General features: G+C 28.7%; 19 protein-coding genes and 1 pseudogene. 10 read left to right on the top strand and 10 right to left on the bottom strand.

What is annotated here, in order from left to right:
- Positions 1–166: 166 nt before the first annotated feature.
- The 4 genes from HBE96_RS16895 to HBE96_RS16880 all read right to left on the bottom strand — a co-directional run bounded on the left by HBE96_RS16895 (position 167) and on the right by HBE96_RS16880 (position 3315).
- Positions 167–442, bottom strand: a complete 276-nt coding sequence (locus HBE96_RS16895; protein ID WP_169298895.1) for a CD3324 family protein — start codon at positions 440–442, stop codon at positions 167–169.
- Positions 443–797: 355 nt separating this feature from the next.
- A complete protein-coding gene (locus HBE96_RS16890; protein ID WP_206154971.1) occupies positions 798–2384 on the bottom strand; it encodes an AAA family ATPase in 1587 nt (528 codons plus the stop codon).
- 56 nt (positions 2385–2440) lie between these two features.
- Positions 2441–2605: a hypothetical protein gene (locus HBE96_RS16885; protein ID WP_243186977.1), complete on the bottom strand. Its 165-nt coding sequence runs from the start codon at positions 2603–2605 to the stop codon at positions 2441–2443.
- Positions 2606–2646: 41 nt separating this feature from the next.
- Positions 2647–3315, bottom strand: coding sequence for an epoxyqueuosine reductase (locus HBE96_RS16880; protein WP_169298894.1), 669 nt, complete (start codon positions 3313–3315; stop codon positions 2647–2649).
- Positions 3316–3490: 175 nt separating this feature from the next.
- Here HBE96_RS16880 and HBE96_RS26755 point away from each other — a divergent pair.
- Both HBE96_RS26755 and HBE96_RS16875 read left to right on the top strand, forming a co-directional pair.
- Positions 3491–3688: pseudogene (locus HBE96_RS26755) on the top strand (LysR family transcriptional regulator); the annotation flags it as partial.
- A gap of 36 nt (positions 3689–3724) precedes the next feature.
- The gene (locus HBE96_RS16875) at positions 3725–4402 is read left to right on the top strand and encodes a LysR family transcriptional regulator substrate-binding protein (protein WP_243186976.1); all 678 of its coding nucleotides are present in this window, start codon (positions 3725–3727) and stop codon (positions 4400–4402) included.
- 47 nt (positions 4403–4449) lie between these two features.
- Here the strand turns inward: HBE96_RS16875 and HBE96_RS26750 are convergent, their stop codons facing one another.
- Positions 4450–4581 carry a hypothetical protein gene (locus HBE96_RS26750; protein WP_281064358.1) on the bottom strand — a complete coding sequence of 44 codons (132 nt, stop codon included), beginning with the start codon at positions 4579–4581 and terminating at the stop codon, positions 4450–4452.
- Between the two features lie 511 nt (positions 4582–5092).
- Here HBE96_RS26750 and HBE96_RS16870 point away from each other — a divergent pair.
- Both HBE96_RS16870 and HBE96_RS16865 read left to right on the top strand, forming a co-directional pair.
- On the top strand, positions 5093–6814 hold the full coding sequence (locus HBE96_RS16870; RefSeq protein WP_169298893.1) for a methyl-accepting chemotaxis protein: 1722 nt from the start codon (positions 5093–5095) through the stop codon (positions 6812–6814).
- 12 nt (positions 6815–6826) lie between these two features.
- Positions 6827–7807, top strand: a complete 981-nt coding sequence (locus tag HBE96_RS16865; RefSeq protein ID WP_169298892.1) for a sugar ABC transporter substrate-binding protein — start codon at positions 6827–6829, stop codon at positions 7805–7807.
- A 77-nt stretch (positions 7808–7884) separates the two neighbouring features.
- On the opposite strand, the gene HBE96_RS16860 is transcribed toward HBE96_RS16865, so the two are convergent.
- Positions 7885–9483 carry an Ig-like domain-containing protein gene (locus HBE96_RS16860; protein WP_169298891.1) on the bottom strand — a complete coding sequence of 533 codons (1599 nt, stop codon included), beginning with the start codon at positions 9481–9483 and terminating at the stop codon, positions 7885–7887.
- 292 nt (positions 9484–9775) lie between these two features.
- The gene (locus HBE96_RS26745; protein WP_281064357.1) at positions 9776–9901 is read right to left on the bottom strand and encodes a hypothetical protein; all 126 of its coding nucleotides are present in this window, start codon (positions 9899–9901) and stop codon (positions 9776–9778) included.
- Positions 9902–10240: 339 nt separating this feature from the next.
- Between HBE96_RS26745 and HBE96_RS16855 the strand changes: the two genes are divergently transcribed.
- Both HBE96_RS16855 and HBE96_RS16850 read left to right on the top strand, forming a co-directional pair.
- Positions 10241–10471: a hypothetical protein gene (locus HBE96_RS16855; RefSeq protein WP_169298890.1), complete on the top strand. Its 231-nt coding sequence runs from the start codon at positions 10241–10243 to the stop codon at positions 10469–10471.
- Between the two features lie 254 nt (positions 10472–10725).
- Entirely contained in the window at positions 10726–11298 is a 573-nt protein-coding gene (locus tag HBE96_RS16850; protein ID WP_243186975.1) for a class I SAM-dependent methyltransferase, read from the top strand.
- 235 nt (positions 11299–11533) lie between these two features.
- Here the strand turns inward: HBE96_RS16850 and HBE96_RS16845 are convergent, their stop codons facing one another.
- Both HBE96_RS16845 and HBE96_RS16840 read right to left on the bottom strand, forming a co-directional pair.
- Positions 11534–12958 carry a sensor histidine kinase gene (locus HBE96_RS16845; RefSeq protein ID WP_169298888.1) on the bottom strand — a complete coding sequence of 475 codons (1425 nt, stop codon included), beginning with the start codon at positions 12956–12958 and terminating at the stop codon, positions 11534–11536.
- A gap of 341 nt (positions 12959–13299) precedes the next feature.
- Positions 13300–14202: a DMT family transporter gene (locus HBE96_RS16840; protein ID WP_169298887.1), complete on the bottom strand. Its 903-nt coding sequence runs from the start codon at positions 14200–14202 to the stop codon at positions 13300–13302.
- Positions 14203–14403: 201 nt separating this feature from the next.
- Between HBE96_RS16840 and HBE96_RS16835 the strand changes: the two genes are divergently transcribed.
- The 3 genes from HBE96_RS16835 (at position 14404) to HBE96_RS16825 (ending at position 16425) form a co-directional block, all read left to right on the top strand.
- Complete coding sequence (locus HBE96_RS16835; RefSeq protein WP_169298886.1) at positions 14404–15249, top strand: AraC family transcriptional regulator; 846 nt, start codon at positions 14404–14406, stop codon at positions 15247–15249.
- 86 nt (positions 15250–15335) lie between these two features.
- Entirely contained in the window at positions 15336–15614 is a 279-nt protein-coding gene (locus HBE96_RS16830; RefSeq protein WP_243186974.1) for a hypothetical protein, read from the top strand.
- Positions 15615–15918: 304 nt separating this feature from the next.
- Positions 15919–16425: a GNAT family N-acetyltransferase gene (locus HBE96_RS16825; RefSeq protein WP_169298885.1), complete on the top strand. Its 507-nt coding sequence runs from the start codon at positions 15919–15921 to the stop codon at positions 16423–16425.
- Positions 16426–17074: 649 nt separating this feature from the next.
- On the opposite strand, the gene HBE96_RS16820 is transcribed toward HBE96_RS16825, so the two are convergent.
- Positions 17075–17911, bottom strand: coding sequence for a MerR family transcriptional regulator (locus tag HBE96_RS16820; protein ID WP_169298884.1), 837 nt, complete (start codon positions 17909–17911; stop codon positions 17075–17077).
- 122 nt (positions 17912–18033) lie between these two features.
- Here HBE96_RS16820 and HBE96_RS16815 point away from each other — a divergent pair, with 122 nt between their 5' ends.
- Entirely contained in the window at positions 18034–18522 is a 489-nt protein-coding gene (locus HBE96_RS16815) for a prolyl-tRNA synthetase associated domain-containing protein (RefSeq protein ID WP_169298883.1), read from the top strand.
- Positions 18523–18702 lie beyond the last annotated feature (180 nt).

The following is an 18702-nucleotide window of genomic DNA, read 5'->3' as shown; positions in this document are numbered from 1 at the left end:
TGCCTATCCCTCTATTTGATTTCAATTAATTTATAATTAAATTATAAGCTCACCTCTTACAATTTATCTAGTTCACAAATAATTCTGTAATAAAGTTGTTCATACTATGAAAAATAAAAGGCGATATTTTTATATCATCTAAATTGATAAAAATACCGCTTTTTTTCTATATTCCGTGTTTTTCTTTTCTGATTATCCTTCTAATACTATACTCAGTAAGATAAAATTGCTCTGCAAGTTCCTTAACAGATACTCCTTGTTTATATCTATTAAAAATCTTTCTATTCCTTTTCTTTAAACTATTTTTTATACCACTATATTCTCCCCAAGCTTTTTTACTATTACTTTTCCTGGGGATGTACAGATAACTCCCATCCACATATTGTTGAATTAATTCAATAATATTCTGTGGCAATATATTTTGTGCTTTTTCATACTTCATACTTCATGCTCCTATCTACATTTAATCTGTAAATATAAAGCAAAGTCTACACAAAAATATTTTAGTCTATCTCAGTCAAAACTCAGCTCCGAACAAGACACTACTTGTATTTTCATGTGGTCTTTGCGCGGAGCCTTGTCTCACAATACATTCTGATACATCTCTCATGCATATTCCCCCCTTATGTGTTACATTCATTCCTATGCTATGGTTCAGTATTCTTCTAATTCTAATACTTTTATGCTATTAGGCATATGAAAGAAAATAGCAAGTCAAATATACTAACATACTGACTTGTTATTTTTTGAATATGCCTTAAGTCACTATCATCTATTAATTCCTCAGTACTTATATTTTAAATTTCTTCAATTTTGCATTCATGTTCTTTTTCCTTTGAATTATAGCATATTGCTACTGCTAAAATTTTCTTATCCTCATTTTCTCTTTTAAATTTCTCCACATATTCTTTTTTCCTTATTTGATCTATTGCAACCTCTGTAGATTCATCCTTTTTAAGTTCAATTATAAGGGCAATATCATTTTTTCTTCTAGGATGAAAAGTAAAATCAGCATAACCTTTTCCTGTTTTCTCCTCACGTTCTACTCTGTAAGTATCTCTAGCAGAAAGATATGCTAAAGTTAAAACACAAGCTAAACTGTTTTCGTCGTTATATTGAAGTATTGGTATTTCAGAATTATGAATATCATGCAGTATTGATTCAACAGTTTTCGTATCACCTTTAACTGTTGCTTTTAACATATTTCTGGAATCTTCTATTATCTCTGAAACATATCCAAATGATTCATCTTGAAGAGCTTTCTCAAACTCCTTCATTAACTCTTTATTAGGTATTTTTAAATATCCATCATGATAAGATAAAAATCCAAGCACTATCATAGCAGAATATATTTCTTCCTTATTTCTTGGTGCTCCTTGACCTGCTCTAAAATCTTCATCAATAGTTATATCAATCTCTTCTCCTGAAACCATTTCTATAACATCATCTCTAATTTCTAGTATGTCATATTTAAGATACTCCGCTACTTCATCCATAGCTCCAGTATTGGTCCAGTAACTTTCACAATAATTATTTTGAAGTGCTTTTACTACAGACCTTGGATTATATATCTTAATTCCTGTTGCAGTAAAATATCCATTATACCAACTTTCAAGCTCTTTAAAATTCATTTTTCCATTCTTGTTGCAGAGTCCCATAACCTCTTCTTCTGTAAAACCAAAATAATCACCAAATCTTCTATCCTTTAAAAATGTATGTTCGTCAAACATATTAAGAGCCGAACCACTAGAATATTTTTTTATAGGTAGAACTCCTGTCATATATGCTAAAGCCACATAAGGCTGATCCTTTAAAAGATTTCTTAAAAATTCTAAAAAATCATTTTGATTTTCTACAAAAAGATTATTAGTAAATATATAATCCCATTCATCAAAAATAAAAATAAATTTATCTTTGGTATCATATAACATGGAGCTTAAATTAAAATAATCATCTGGATTAATATAGTGATACTTTTGGGCTACATCTTTTTTTATGGTATCTCTTATCATCTTAATATAATCATCATAAGTATTTCCGTTTTCAGATATTGCATTAAAAGATATATTGATTACATTATACTTATTTAAATGCTCCTCATAACTATCAGATTTACTTATATTAAGATTATCAAAAATATCTTTAGAATCTACAGCTTTAGAATAGTATGCTCCTAACATATCAGCAACACTAGATTTACCAAATCGTCTTGGTCTTGTGATACATATATAACTATTAGCTGTATTAATGACTTTATTTGTTTTTTCTATTATATTTGATTTATCAACAAAATAATCTGTATTTAATAATCTTTTATAATTTTCAAAGGGTTTATTAGTATTTAAATATAGAGACAACTTATCATCTCCCTTCACATTACTCATTTCCTTTGCTAAACATAATAACTGCAATAATATTATAACATAAGGTAATGAATCCTTTAAATATCATTACCAGATATTTTAGATTCTTCAGCCTTATCCTCTAAGTTACTTGTATTCATTGCTATTTCATCCATTGAGGCTTGAACTGCTTCTGTAATAGCATTTAAGTCTTGGACTCCTTTAGAAATTGTTTCTGTAGCTTCACTAAAAGATTGCATCATTGATGATATTTCCTCAGTAGCAAAAAATTAAGAATAATTAATCATATTTTTGAAAATGGGCATACTTTTCTACAGGTGTAACATGAATATATATTCCCTCCACCAGTTGTTGCTGTAACACATGCTTGTCTGCATCTTTTTTGATCTATTGTAATACCATCTAATGCACATTGAGGACATGATTTTAGACAAATATTACAGCCTTCAATGCATAAGTTAGGTACTAAAGCATCTGAAGTTAATTCCATATTTGTAATTACTGCTCCAAGATAAAGTCTATTACCGTATTTTTCATTTATTAACAAGGTATTTTTACCAATGCAGCCTATGCCACATGCTTGAGCTGCATGTTTTAGTGATAATATTCCTCTACCATGTTTATTTTCAGAATCCCAATATTCATAAGGTTCATCTGCTGGAATAGGAATTGCTTTGTAACCTTGTGATTCAATATAAAAAGTAAGCTTAATAGAAATATCATCTAACAATTGAATTATTTTATTTTTTACAAGTGTATAAGGTGCTTTAGTATTTGCATCAAACAAGCTTGCTGAAAAATGCTTTCCAATTGATATAACTGACTTTGCTTCAGAATAAATATCTAGTGGATGAAAGCCTTTTGGAGCATCATTAAATCTATTTATACTTCCCATGCCACATACATCAGCCCCTAATGAATAAGTCATATCTTTAATATAATTGGTGTCCATAAATTATATTTAGTGAGAATACATTATAGGTACTAAACTCCCACTAAAACTCACTCCCTTTCTTTTGCATCAATTAATTTTACTATCCTATAAAAATTAACTTGAACTGCATTTTATACTAGAGTATCATAAAAAACATATATTGATAATCAGATTATTTAAATCAATTTAATCGATCTTTACGATTGGTGGTGTTTTTTGGGATGTTAAACAACTTCAAACATTTATTGTATTAACAAGATTACTTAATTTTAGAGCAGCAGCTGAAGAACTTAATTATTCTCAGTCAACTGTTTCAGATCATATAAGAAATTTAGAACAAGAACTTGGCGTAAAGCTTTTTGAACGACTTGGCAAAAAAGTATTTTTAAATGCAGAAGGTAAAAAATTAATTGCTCCAGCACAAAAAATGATTCAAGATGCTGAAGAAATACATGAATTATTCAATAAAGGTGAAAAGGTTCAGGGCAGCTTAAGAATAGGAGCTTCAGAAACGTTATGTGCCTTTTGGCTTCCACCACTACTTAAAGAATATAGCAAAATTTACCCTAAGGTTCGGATAACACTGAAGATGGCAGATTGTCTTGACTTCCATGAACTATTGGAGAAAAATATCATTGATGTTGCATTTAATCTTCATGATGAATCTAAAAGAAAGGATCTTTTTCAAATTGATATTTTTGATGATTCAACTATTTTTGTTGCAACACCAGACCATCCTTTTTCTGATTTGGAGGAAATAACCATAAGCCAATTAGAACACCAATCCTTTATTCTTATTGAGTCTGAAAGTGGTTACAGCATGGAATTGAAAAAAACATTTCAAAAACAAAATGTAAAAGTTGATTCTATTATGGAACTTGGTAGTATAGAAGCAATAAAACAGTGCGTTAAAGAGGGATTAGGTATAAGCTTATTGCCAAGAATAGCTGTTGATAAGGAAATTAAAAATGGCGAACTCATAGCACTTCCAGTAGAAACTAATAATATTTTAATACATGCTAAAATGATATATCATGTAAACAAGTGGATGTCAGCACCACTTAAGGCTTTAAAGGATATTGTGTTATTAAAAACTGAAAAATAAATGTAAATTGTAAAACAACCGCCTATAAGTACCTATTTAAGTAACTTTTAGGCGGTCTTTAATATATATGGTGGAAGCGAAACGCCACCTTTAAATTTAGCTCTATAATATATTCTTAATTCCAAGTTCCCTTTTTTCTCAACATAGTCTGGTGGCATATTTATGTTAACTTTAAACAATTTAAAAAAACCTCCTTTCCTATTTTCAGTATATGTTTGTAATGCTTAAGTGCCACAAAATATATGAACAAAAAACTGAAAATCCTGCATTTTTAGTATTATCAGCTTTTATTACCACATAATCAGTAACTTTTTCTATATTATTTAATTATGTGCTATTATTTTAACAATTTCAAAAATTTTATATAAAATAAATAAGCTTTTTTGATAAAATGTGTTAAAATATATATAATAAAGTTAATGGGCCATCTTATCAATTTCTTTATTTCATACTAAATTTATAAAACTAAACAAGCAGTAAATATTGTATGTAATTCACTAATGTATATCTTAAATTACAAAACATAACGTTTTAAATTATCAGACTTTTTTTAAAATTCTAACACTATCGACGAAAACACTAAAAAAATTACATCATACAGCTAAAATCTAAAAACCTTATTATTACTACAACAGTTTACTTTACAGCATAATTGTAATTAAAAATCATTTCAAAAGGAGGGATTTTATTATGGAAAAAGATAATCAAAATACAAAAAAAAGTAAAATATCTATGAAAGGTTCAAGCTTAAAAACAAAACTTATTGCTACCATAAGCTCCATCATTATTATTATGACTATATTAAGTGCTGTAACTTTTACAATTATGAAAAGTTTAATGTCTAGATTAGATACTATGATTGAAGTAACTGTTAAAGCAAATGAAATTTTTTCTTTAGCTGATGAATCTGTGAGTAATGTTAATCAAGTTGTACTACAAAAAAATGAAAATTCTAAAAATGCGGCTTTCAACAGCTTAAATAAAATAAAAAGTAATATTTCATTTATAAAAAGTAATACTACAAGCTTAGATAGCATGAAATCTGTTGATGTAATGGAAAGGATCATGTCTACTTATGAAGAGACACTACAAAAATTAATAGATGCCAATAAAGCAGGTGATCCAGAAAAAGCTAAAAAGTATTTTGAAAAGATTACATTAATTTCAAGTTCTTCAGATGACAGCATAAGAGAATTGCTTACAAATCAGCTTAATGACCAAAAAACCCAAAGGCTTTCTTTATCTAAAGCTGCAAATATAATGGGAATAGTTACTATAGTTCTTATAATATCCATTAGTATTTTAAGCTTTGCTGTAGCTACTCTTCTTGTAAACAAAATAATAGGTACTATAAAAAAATTAGTAAAATATGCACAAGCTATAGCAGATAATAATTTAGCATTAGAATCTATAGATGTTACCTCCTCCGATGAACTTAGCATTCTGGCAAAATCCTTTAATAAAATGAACAGCAACTTGAAATCTTTAATAAGCAAAATTAATAAGGAAAGTGGTAGTATTACAACTGCAGCATATAATCTTCAAGTAAATACTGGACAAAGTTCAAAGGCTCTAGAACAAGTTGCACTATCAATTCAAGAAGTATCATCTGGCGCACTTGAACAAGCAGAACAATCTGAAAAAACCGCTTTAGTTGTAAACAAATTATTTGAATCGAACAAAAAAATTAACGAAAATGCTCATAAAGTTTTAAATACTTCAAGTGATGCAACAAATGCAGCAGTTTTAGGAAAAGAAAAATTAAAAAAGTTAGTAGAACAAATAAAAGTAATAGAGAACAAAATTATTCCTATACAATCCACCGCAGATTTATTAAAGCAAAGATCTTTAGAAATTAAAAAAATAGTTGATACCATTACTGACATTGCTTCTCAAACTAATTTACTTGCTTTAAATTCTGCTATTGAAGCAGCAAGAGCTGGTGAGAACGGAAAAGGGTTTGCTGTAGTGGCAGAGGAGGTTGGAAAATTAGCGGAAGACTCTGAAAATGCAACAAAAGAAATAGCTAAGATGTTAGCGGATATACAAGTAAAATCAGAAGAACTATCTGCCAATATGTCATCTGGAGTACAAGAGGTTAAAGAAAGTACAGTAATGGCAGAAGAAGCAAGAACTTCATTTAAAGAAATTTTAAGTACTAGCAGTCATGTAGATGAACAAGTGAAAGAAATCACATTAGAAATTGAAAGCATCTTAAAGCAAATTTCTAATGTGGAAGCTATGAGTACAAATATAGCAAGTATTGCAAAAAAATCTTCCAACTCAAGCCATGATGTAGCAGCTGCTGTAGAAGAACAAACAGCCAGTGTAGAAGAAATTTTTTCTACTACAACTATGCTATCCGAAATGTCAAATGAACTAAAGCAGTTAATAGATCAGTTTAAAATATAGGGAGGAAGACTTATGAAAAAATTCAATAAACTTTTAAGTATTTTATCTATATTAATTACTACCTCACTAATATTTACATCATGTGTTACAAAAAAATCAACTGAAGATTTAGTTAAATATAGCAGCAAAAAATATAGAATAGGTTTTGCAATGTCTACTTTTGATGATAACTGGTTAGGTAATTTAATGAATGCTGCAAAAAAAGAAGCAAAAAACTTATCTGATGCTGATGTAATATTTGTAAATGCTAAAAACGATGCTACAAAACAAAAATCTCAAATAATGAATTTAATAGCTCAAAAATGTAATGTTATAATAGTAATTTCAGTTGATACTGATAAATCTGCTGAATACACACAATTAGCTAATGACTCAAATGTTCCAATAATTAGTGTCAATCGTTTTCTCAAGAATCAAAATGATGCTGCATCATATGTTGGTTCAGATTCCATAACAGCAGGTATTATGCAAGGAGAATATGTGGTAAAACAGTTAAATGGTAAGGGTAATGTTGTACTATTAAGAGGTGAAGATACTCAGGAAGCCGCCATTAAAAGAACTGAAGGGGTAAAACAAGTTTTTAAAAATTACCCTGATATAAAAATAGTAGCTGAAGATACTGGTAAATGGCAAAGAACGCTAGGTATGCAAATTACTGAAAACTGGATCAAAAACGACATTAAATTTGATGCTGTTGTATGTAATAATGATGAAATGGCTATAGGTGCTATAATGGCTCTAAAAGAATTTAAAAAACTAGATAATGTGCTTGTTGCAGGCACTGATGCTACACCAGATGCATTAAAATTTATGAAGGAAGGTAGTCTTAAAGTTACAGTATTTCAAAATGCTGAAGGTCAAGGATCTACTGCAATAGACACAGCATATAAAATAGCTAAAGGTGAAAAGGTTAATAAAAATGTATTTATACCTTATGAACTTGTTGTTCCTAATGATGCAGACAAATACTTACAAAAACAAAACGCAAAATAAATGAAGCACCAGCAAATCTGGTGCTTTCTCTTTTAGACCTAGCAACAGAGATTGGAACAGTTTTTGTTGCTACATCACTAAACAATATTAAAATGTAATTTATATGAATTTTTTAATGCTGTACCTTTTGCAGAATGTGCTTTAGTTCCAATATTCAATATATAAGTTTTTCCTGGTGTATAACCTTCTGACGGAGCTGTTACTATAATTGTTTTACTATCTTTTCCTGTTTGAATACCTACACTTACTGGATTGCCATTACTATCTGTAACAGTTATACCCTGTTTAGTTTGATCATCAAATCCCACATCAGCAGTAAATACAAGTGTCCATGTTTTATTCTTGTCTACTGTTTGGTAGTCCGTAAATTTACCTGCATTTTTAGTATTATCCGCTTTTACTACTACATGACAGGAAGCTGTTTTATTTCCATCCTCTGACGTAACTGTAATATCAGCTTCTCCAGGCCACACAGCTGTAATATTTCCACTATCATCCACATTAACAATTGAAGTATTAATAGATTTCCATGTAACTTTTTTATTGCTAGCATTACTTGGAGCTACAGTTGCTGTTAATGTATCTGTTCCTCCCACTAATAAATTATCTAGAGTCTTGCTTATTGTAACTGATGTTGGATGAACTACTGTAGTATCTTGAGGTGAATATACTTTACTACAAGCTGGATAGTTTGAAGCATCCCATTCATGATTTTCAGCTTTCATCTCCTCATCACTTAAGTTAAAGTATGTGTACATTACTCTTCCAGGTTTATCTGGTATTGGGTCATTCCAGGTAACATCTAAATGATACCAATTACCATTTATTTTAACTAAATTCCAAGCATGTGCTTGTCCATCACCTTCACCAGTTATAATTCTAGCCTCAAGTCCAGCTTCAGTTAACATTCTATATGCTAATAGTGCATACCCAGAACATACTGTTTTTCCATTTCCAAACAATGCAGAATAAGCTGAATGTATTGTGAGTGTGGTGTCATAAGCTACATTCTTACAAATGTAATCATTTATTGCTTTCTCTTTTTGAACATCTGTCATATCAGGGGTTATTATTTGTGATAATATTTCATCTACTTTTGACTTTACCTGTGCAGATTGAGAAGTTGTTTCTATATAATCTAGAGTATAATCTGCTGTAAATTGATTAGCTCCTTCTATGTAGGATACTCCGCAGGAACATTGACTTAATAGTTGTTTTTCATAGTCATTTCCTTCAGTGTTTTGTATATCTGTTGTAATATCTACTAATACATTGGGATATCCTGGTAGTGCAGTATCTCCATTATAGACTATTTTTACAGATGTATCGCCATTAATTATTGCATTTGTAAGTACATTCTGAATATCACTTACACTGTATACTTCTACTGCATCTTCAGAAGATGCCTGCATAGTATTATAAGACTTTTCTATTACAGTTTTTTTAACAACATTACCTGAAGATATTGTTCCAGATAAATAATTCTTTTGCAATGTTATTACATCTCTTGATGTAGTTGCGCTATTGTTTTTTAAACCTAAAATGTTATTTGTAATAGTGCTAGCTTGTACCTTTGTATTAATTCCTAATACTCCATAAAAAATCAATATTGCTGACACTATTAATGAAGCTATTTTTCTACCTGGATTTCTTGATAAAGAATTTTTAGTATTCAATTATACATCCCCTCTCATATTCATTTCATATCATAATTATAACTGTTTATCTCACACAAATCCACATATTTCAACACAATCCACACAATTGTTATGTATATAAAAAAGCCTTATTTTTAAATATTAAATTAAGATTTCTCACATATAAAAGTTTAATTTAATATAATAAGTACATTGCTACACAACTTTTTTAAACTCACAAAGTTGAATTAATATTAAAAGTGATGCAGCCTTTACTTAATATAAATCTGCATCACCTTCTATTTAAATATATCCTGAAACACAAAATAAGCTAATTATTTAAGTATCGTCTAAGTCTACTAAGTGCTTCTCTTCTCACCCTAATGGCCTTATAAGTTACATCACAATCAGCTGCAGCTTTGTCTCCCTGCTTAGCTCTTTTAACAAGTTCCTTCATGATAAACATCATCTTTTACTTATTTACCATCATTATGGTAATTTTGTATTCAAAAAGATTATTTCAAAAGATAAAAATAGTCTTTTAAAATACACATGCATGCACTCTGAAAAATCCCTTTTCTATACTATAACTAAATTTTTATATTTACTCAACTTTCGCAGTTTAAAAATGACGTGACTCAACTGCCAGTGACCTAAGAAACTTTCAACTGTATTTCTACTGATATATGTATAGCATATATTATATTTTGTAAAATATGTTATAATAAGTATTATACAAAGTTTTAATCTAATGAACAATAGTATTTAATGACAATTAAAAAAAGAGGGAGAAATTATGGAGGAAAAAATCCAAAAACTTTCAGGTGCAAATATGAACATAGACTTAACGAGTAATGGCAAAGTAGATTGGAAACAAAGTATTTGTCCTTGGAATGAAAAAGAAGGTTTAAATATACATAAATGTGCAGTTAAAGATACTTCAATATGTGAATTTTTTTGTGGTATTGAGTACCTTGATACAGTGATTTGTTGTTTTCCTAATAAAAATCCAAATATACAAGAGTAAAAGGTTTACTCTACATTCTTATATTTAACATTATAGGTGGACAATCCATCTATAACTTTTTTTAGGATACATTTCAACATTATATTAAAATATAATCTAAGATTAAATACAGTTTTGATTTTAACTTTTATGTAGTGATATATGGTACCAAAAATAATATACTAAATTCTATTAATATAAAGTTAGGAATATAGTGTAGGGAGTGAGGATGAAATATGCATAATCTCATATCTGCGTTTCCGTTATATAACTTTTTGAAATATTGCAATACCAATCCCAACGAAAAAATTATTCTCGACTGTGGTGCTGGTGGCAGTAATCCACCACTCTCTTTATTTTATGAATTTGGATATAAAACTTATGGAATTGAAATATGTGAAGAACAATTGGAAAGTGCAAATTTATTCTGTGATAACCATAATACAGATTTAAATATTATCCAAGGTGATATAAAAAAAATTCCATTTGATAATGAATTTTTTAGTTTCTTATTTTCATATAATACATCTGTACATATGAAAAAAAGTGACTTTTCACTTGCGTTATTGGAGTTTTACCGAGTATTAAAATATGGAGGACTATGCTATGTGAATTTTTTAAGTGAAGAATGTGATTCATATGGTAAAGGGAAACAGGTAGGTGAAGGAGAGTTCGTAGATATTAATGATAATACGGAAGTGTTTTATTGTCATTATAGCGATAATGAAATTGAACAACATTTTGATAAATTTGAAATTATCTATAAGGAAAAGCGAATAGTTCAAAGAAAGATAGATAATGAAGACTATATATCGGCTTATTATGATTATATTTTAATGAAAAAGTAACCATTAATCATCATTAGCAATATTGAATTTTTACTACTGATTTTGACGAAACGCCTTCTACTACTCTAAATTCTTTGGGAAGGGGATAATAAAAATAGAAATTAATAATAAAATAATTTATTCTAATGGTAACTATAAAGCCACTAACAATAGAGATATTCTTTTGCATAAACATGATGTAAAATCCATGGTTATGCAAAAAAACTATACCTAATAGTAAAATAAAACTTAAATATTAAGAAAAGTATATATCAGACAACTCAATTTGAGCCTTTTCCTTTCTATTATTTAAATTATTGGTTTCCTGTTTATCTGCATTAGATTTATTTTTAATAAGCTTTAAAGGCAATTTAACTATGAACTCACTGCCAAAACCTAATTTACTTTTTACACTAACTTCTCCACCATGCATCTTTACAAGTGACTTTACAATTGATAGTCCAATACCACTACCTTCAACATTTCTTCTTAGTGAAGCATCTACCTGTGTAAAAGTATCAAAAATTTTCTCAAGCATATCATGTGGAATACCTGTTCCAGTATCTTTCACTGAAATCAATATATTAGAATCTTCATCATATATATTTACATATATTTTTCCTCCTCTATCAGTAAACTTGATAGCATTGGATAATAAATTTAACATAATTCTTTCAACTTTTTCCTCATCAATTGCAATTATTTTTTCTTCTATTTGAGTATCAAAAACTATATTAATATTCTTTAACCTTGCATATTCAACTATTGATAATGTAATATCTTCAACAATTTTAACAACATTATTGTTTTTTAATTTCAAATTAAAGAAACCTAATTCTATTTTATTCATATCTATTAGATTATTAACAAGTCTAATCAATCTAAAACAATTTTGCTTCATTACTTTTGAATATTTTGAAAACATCTCATCAGTATTTGCAGATGAACTGTCCTTATGAAAACTTTCTAATAACTGTAATGAACTATATATAATATTAATTGGTGTTTTTAATTCGTGTGATACAGTTGAAAAAAGTTGAGTCTTTAAGTTATTATATTCATTAGATTCTTCCAGCTGTAAATTTTTCTTTATTACTTCTTTCTCTAAGCTTTTGGAATTTCTCTTAAGCTTCAATTCTTCATAACCTATTTGAGAAAGTTCATTTGCAACTATAAATAATAGTTCTGCAGCAGCCTTTAATCTTTCTTCTGAAATAATTTTAATTTTCTTCAATGATCCAACTAACTTTTGTGGATCTATTCCCATTTCTTCTGCTATTTTTATATATGTTAATTCATCAGGTTTCTTTGTTAAAACCTGACCACCTAAGATAGTTCCTATTTGTTTACCTTCTATTAAAATAGGTGCTGCAAAATCAATTAGACCACCATGACATGTATAAATATAAGGCCTACCTGTCCTATAAGCCTCCTCTCCACCTCTCCTGTGGAACTTTGCACACCTTCTATCTCCTATATCAGTAGCATGTATAAAATCATTGCAAAAACTTGTATAAAGACTTGTCTTAGTTACTGGATTTCCTACTCTATCCACAATTATACTTGCAATTCCCATACTTTTAGCATAGTTATCTTGAAACTTTTGTAAAACCTCAATATCAATTACATCTTTTATTTCAATTGAATCTATATCAATATCATAATCATTTTTTTTAATCATATTTTTTAGTCTACCCCCAATATTTTGATAATTATTGTATGGCATTAAAATCTTTATATGTATGTATAAATTTCTACAAAAAAGTTTCAATTCCTCTAATAACTTATAATTTATTCAAAATTTAGTTGATATAGACCAATTTTTTGAACAACTTTTTTACAAAAAACCTGTACAAGATTCTTTTCTTATACAGGTTAACTTTATTCCTTGACTTTCATTCGTAATAATCTAACATATAAAAAGACTCTATTCCCCGATTAACATATCAAACAATAGCAGCCCTACTTTTTTTGTCCTGATACATACTACATATTTACAAATTCCCAAAAGCAATGAATATCTTAATGAGAACATGCCTGCTTTGTAAGCTTGCTGGTGCTTTTTTTCCCCAGAATACTAAATAATACTCCCCCAACAATGAGAACTGCACCAAAAATAAAATTCATATTAATATGCTCTCCTAAAAACATCACACCAAATATAACTGATACCATTGGTTGTACTGGATAAAACAATGAACATGTTCCTGCCTCTATTATAGATAAACTTTTATTCCACAATACATAGGCTAAAGCAGTGCAAACAATACCCATATAAATCAATGAAAGTATAACTGACCAGTTAAATTGCACATTAGGAGTAACTATAAGCTCACCTATTGAAATTGGTAAAGTACATAAAGTTGCAATAAACATACTGTATGTAGTAATCTGCAGTGCACCATACTTTTGAGTAATTCGTCTAACCATAACAGACACAAGTGACCATAAAATCACAGAAAAAATGGAAAATAAAATTCCTAATGCCTGTCCATTTCCTCTTACATCCCCAATGGTAATGTATACACCAAGCATTGCTAAAACAACACAAAATACTTTCTTAATGGTTAATCTCTCCTTAAGAATAACTGCTGCAAAAAACATCATAGTAATTGGATTCATAGCATTAATTAAAGAAGCTATAGATGCATTAGACAATTTTATTCCTATAAGTTGAGCACCTACCGATAAGAAATATCCTGCAAAACCTACCAAAAAAATATATTTTAAGTCCTCACGTTCTATTTTTTTTGCTTTGCTTTTTTTATTCATAAAAAACAAAGTAATTCCCGCAATAAAATATCTCAAAAAAAGTACTGTAACTACAGGAACTTTTCCCAGTACAAACTTACTGACTACATATAAGCTACCCCAAGCACAAAAAGTTATTATTAGATATACATAAGCTGTCTTTTTATTTGTCATTTTTTATCCTTAGTAAAAGATGTAAGTATTAGCTGTCACCTTTACTAAAATTCCCTCCTTTATATTATATGAATTCATATAATTCTTTTTTATTTGCATAGTTGACTTGTTTATTATAAGATAAAATAAAATCATATTCTTTGCATTTATTGCATAATTTATTGCTTTTATTGACTTATATACCTAGGAGGAAAGACAAAAATGTTAGACTTGTATTATAAAGACATAAAAAAACATATTCATTTCATGCACATTCCTGTAAAATTTCGTTATACAGAATTTCATCTTCACAATTACTTTGAAATATATTTTTTTATTAACGGAAATGCAAAATATTTTATTGAAAAAAAAGTTTATTCCTTGAACCACGGTGATTTACTTATAACAAATAATAATGAAATTCATAAATCAGTAGTTGTGCCTGGTGAGATTTACGATGTAATTTCAATGCAAGTAAATCCATCTCTTATTAAAATTCTTAGTTCTCCTAAGTACAATTTACTTAACTGTTTTATAAACAGACCTCATGGTGAAAATAATAAAATCTTTTTTGAAGAAAAACAACTAAAAAAAGTAATAGATATATTTAAAAAAATTGAAGACACTTATACCAGTGAAGTTTTAGGATTTGAAATTTTGCTTACTGCATATTTAATGGAATTGCTTATGATTATAAACAATAATTTTGATGAAAATATTCAAAATAAAGAAATTTCAACTACCCCTGATATGCTTACTCCCATTTTAGAATACATAGATTTTAATCTAAATAGTAATCTTTCACTGGAAACTTTAGAAAATAAATTTAACATTAATCGTTTTTATTTAAGCCGTCTGTTTAAAAAAACTTTTGGTAGCACACTTCATGAATATATTTTATTTAAAAGGTTATCTATGGCTAAAAGATTACTTCAAACCGGAAAAAACGTTACTGAAGCCTGTGAGTTAAGTGGATTTAATGATTATTTTCACTTTATAAGGATTTTTAAAAAGTATGTAGGAACCCCACCAGGTAAATTTAAAAAGAACAGCATACATAAATTTTAACTGCCTGCAAATAGCTATTTATATTCAGTTGTCAAATCCTACTATAGTGCTATAATAATATTAATTTAAATTATGGGGGAGATGTAATGATGAACGATGTAAATAAAGAATTAGAACTACTTTATTCTGATGCTAAAAAAGATCCTTTGCTAAAAGAGAGGCTTCTTGCAACTCGTTCAGCAGATGATCCTATGGATGCCTTCTGTAAAATAGCCTGCGAAGTAGGACATTCTATAACTGTTGGGGATCTTTTCGCAATTGGACAAGAATTTAGTGACAACCAATGCAAAAGCACAAATGGTGGAAATCCCTACCCATATGACTCATTTGAAGACACATATGAAACATTTCTCGCTTCTTTATAACCTTAAGATTAAATTTTATAAACTAACTAAAGTGTACCTATGACAATTCTCAATGGGTACACTTTATTTTTTAAAATATTAAATTGTTATTATGCTTACAAAAGCTTTTAAATCATTTTTACATTCTTCCAAACTAATAGTTATATACTCAATTTTCACAAATACAAAACTTTAACTTAATATAATAAGTTTAATCTTAACAATTTATTTAACAAAAATACCTTGAAAAGAGTTTAGATTTTCTAAAAAAATATTTTCTCTTTGTGGATATGAGACTATATCAAAAGTGGAGGTTAATATAAATATGCTAAAGCTTAATACAGAAAGGTTACTTATCTTACCTTTAGATGAATATAATCTTAGACTTTCAATAGATGATTTTAATAAAATGGAAAAAAATTTAGGTTTAACTATTACCGATAAAAACATTGGTTATAGAGAAAAAAATGTTTTTAAAATAAGATTAAATAGTGTAAAAAATAATCCTATGAATTACATGTGGTATACAACTTGGATTATAATTTTAAAGTCAGAAAATCGAATTGTTGGTCACATAATGCTAAAGGGGTATCCTAACGAAAATGGAGAAGTTATAATAGGATATTATTCGCAAGATGAATATAGATGTAAAGGACATATGACTGAAGCATTAAGAAGGCTTACTCAATGGGCATTTTTGAATTCTGATGTAAAATGTATAATTGCAGATACATTAAAAAACAATATACCATCACAGAAGGTATTACAGAAAATTGGAATGGTATTTTATATGGAAGATGATGAATGTTTTTGGTGGAAATTAGAACGGTAAGTACATCACTAACTTCTTTTATTTAAAATTATAGGTGGATAATTTCCACCTATAATTTTTTTAGACCACATTTTAACACTATATTAAAATTATCAAGAGTAAATTTTGAAAAAGCTTAAAAAATCTTAACTTCGAAATATTATATATGTATGGTATGGATATTAACAAAGTGCAGTGAAAGTTTTGATTTTAACTTTAATTATACGTATTAATGTTGATAATTTTATAATTTAGGTTTTAAAAATTAAGGCAAAGCCTGATGTTCTAATATAATAAAGTTAATTTCAATTTAGTAGTATAAATCTAATTTCAAAACACATAAATTCTTGATTCTAAAAGATTTGAAAAATAGGTAATTAATATATACCATATGTTATATTTTGTAAATCATGTTATAATAAGTACTATCCAAAACTATAATCAGATGAACACTAGTAAATTATTATGTCTTTCTTTTCTTATCAAGTCTATCAATTTTAAATGGGCTAAACCGCTATGAAAGCGGTGGCAAAAGCCCGTATAAATCAAGCTTTAGGTAAAAAAATAAGATGGTACTATTTTTCAATAATATACCACTTCACTTATATGTATCACTTTTTATGATTGTGAAATAAACATTCAAGAGTTATATTTGAGTTTACTAAGTATATCAAATATTAATACATTGTACGGATATCCTTAAGGCATAGTTATCATAGCCGTGCATTGCCAATTCATCAAGCATGGTGTCTTCGTAAAAAAAATCCCCGAGCTGATAACCTTTGCTTCTTACATCTACGGCAAGTTTTTGATAGCTATGATACGCATTGCGGAATCCGCTGGTATGGTAAATTACCGCATAAGTACCAGCAGGTTTTATAGAAATATTAGAAATACCCTTTTTATTTAGAATTCTGGTATAAATCTGGGCATAGCCGTAAACCTCTGGACCGGGCATATTATTAGTTCTTATGATGCCGCTTACCGGGTAAGGGCTATATATTCCAAGGCTGTGACAATAATTCATGTGCTCGATAAATGCGGTGGTTATTTCGCCGATTTCAGGCTCACCATGATACTCTGAAAAAATATAATACTCTTCCGGTAAAGTAACATAAGAAACAGAGCCTTCATAAGCATTCATGCTTTCAAGTACAATCTCAGATTTAGCAGCGAGATACTTCTTAAGGTAAGAGAGTCTTTCTATCTTTATTTGAGCCTCCTTTTGTTTTTTTTCAAGTAACTCAAGTAAATTCTGAGGATTTCTATTTTCAAGATATGTTTTAATATCATTTAGAGGCATATCCATTTCCTTTAGAATGGAAATTCCGCCAAAAACTTCGAGTTGCTTGTAGGAATAATATCGATAGCCGTTATCTGCTACAATCTCAGGGGAAAAGAGTCCGATTCTATCATAGTGAAACAGTGTCTGTTTATTTACGCTGCATAGCTTAGCAAATTCTCCTGTTGTAAAATAACAATATCTTCCATCATTCTCATTCTTCATAGTATCATCCCTTTATATATTAAATTTGCCTGAAAAGACTATTGACTATATGGTTACTATATAGTTTACTATTATTTTAAGAAAAATAAAATATCAAATGAATTATGAAAGGAATGAAAATTATGGGACAATATCAAATTGTATATGAGGCTTTGGAAAGAATGGGTATTACTTATGACCTTGTTGAGCACCCACCAGCATTAACAACAGAAGAAGCAGACAGTTATATTGTAGGTAAAGAAGGTGTCCGTACAAAGAGCCTTTTTTTATGCAATAGAAAAAAAACTGCATATTATTTAGTCATCATGGATGATACAAAGCGTTTGAATATGAAAAAACTTGGCGAAATTATCAATGAAAAGAGTATGAGCTTTTGCTCGCCTGAAAAATTAATGAAAAAAATGTCATTGCCTCCTGGTATTGTATCATTATTTGGATTGCTTAACAACTCAGAACATGACATAAAGGTATGCCTTGATAAAGAAATGCTTTCAGAAAAATATATGAGTTTTCATGCTAATGACAACACTAAAACCATTTTTATTTCTACAGACGATATGTACAAATTTATAACAACATTAGATTATGAATATTCTATTATCGACCTGTAAAAAGGTCAGATAATTAACTTTACTGGGGGTATTGTATGTTCTATGTGTAGTTTTGCTCATACATAATTGAGTTACAATTGCACTTATTGAAAATTTAAGGTCTGGCACATTAAAAGAATTTTTTATTCTTCCATTTACAAATATCGATTTTCTTATAGCGGTTTTCTATTTAAGTATAGG

The sequence above is a fragment of the Clostridium muellerianum genome (assembly GCF_012926525.1).
Classification (GTDB): Bacteria; Bacillota; Clostridia; order Clostridiales; family Clostridiaceae; genus Clostridium_AM; species Clostridium_AM muellerianum.
The sequence above is the reverse complement of the archived record's forward strand: the minus strand, read 5'-3'. Positions and strand labels throughout refer to the sequence as shown.

Coding starts and splice junctions, on each gene's coding strand:
- HBE96_RS16895 (WP_169298895.1), bottom strand. CDS start 442: ATGAAGTATGAAAAAGCACAAAATATATTGCCACAGAATATTATTGAA.
- HBE96_RS16890 (WP_206154971.1), bottom strand. CDS start 2,384: ATGAGTAATGTGAAGGGAGATGATAAGTTGTCTCTATATTTAAATACT.
- HBE96_RS16885 (WP_243186977.1), bottom strand. CDS start 2,605: ATGATGCAATCTTTTAGTGAAGCTACAGAAACAATTTCTAAAGGAGTC.
- HBE96_RS16880 (WP_169298894.1), bottom strand. CDS start 3,315: ATGGACACCAATTATATTAAAGATATGACTTATTCATTAGGGGCTGAT.
- HBE96_RS16875 (WP_243186976.1), top strand. CDS start 3,725: ATGATTCAAGATGCTGAAGAAATACATGAATTATTCAATAAAGGTGAA.
- HBE96_RS16870 (WP_169298893.1), top strand. CDS start 5,093: ATGGAAAAAGATAATCAAAATACAAAAAAAAGTAAAATATCTATGAAA.
- HBE96_RS16865 (WP_169298892.1), top strand. CDS start 6,827: ATGAAAAAATTCAATAAACTTTTAAGTATTTTATCTATATTAATTACT.
- HBE96_RS26745 (WP_281064357.1), bottom strand. CDS start 9,901: ATGAAGGAACTTGTTAAAAGAGCTAAGCAGGGAGACAAAGCTGCAGCT.
- HBE96_RS16855 (WP_169298890.1), top strand. CDS start 10,241: ATGGAGGAAAAAATCCAAAAACTTTCAGGTGCAAATATGAACATAGAC.
- HBE96_RS16845 (WP_169298888.1), bottom strand. CDS start 12,958: ATGATTAAAAAAAATGATTATGATATTGATATAGATTCAATTGAAATA.
- HBE96_RS16840 (WP_169298887.1), bottom strand. CDS start 14,202: ATGACAAATAAAAAGACAGCTTATGTATATCTAATAATAACTTTTTGT.
- HBE96_RS16835 (WP_169298886.1), top strand. CDS start 14,404: ATGTTAGACTTGTATTATAAAGACATAAAAAAACATATTCATTTCATG.
- HBE96_RS16830 (WP_243186974.1), top strand. CDS start 15,336: ATGATGAACGATGTAAATAAAGAATTAGAACTACTTTATTCTGATGCT.
- HBE96_RS16825 (WP_169298885.1), top strand. CDS start 15,919: ATGCTAAAGCTTAATACAGAAAGGTTACTTATCTTACCTTTAGATGAA.
- HBE96_RS16820 (WP_169298884.1), bottom strand. CDS start 17,911: ATGAAGAATGAGAATGATGGAAGATATTGTTATTTTACAACAGGAGAA.
- HBE96_RS16815 (WP_169298883.1), top strand. CDS start 18,034: ATGGGACAATATCAAATTGTATATGAGGCTTTGGAAAGAATGGGTATT.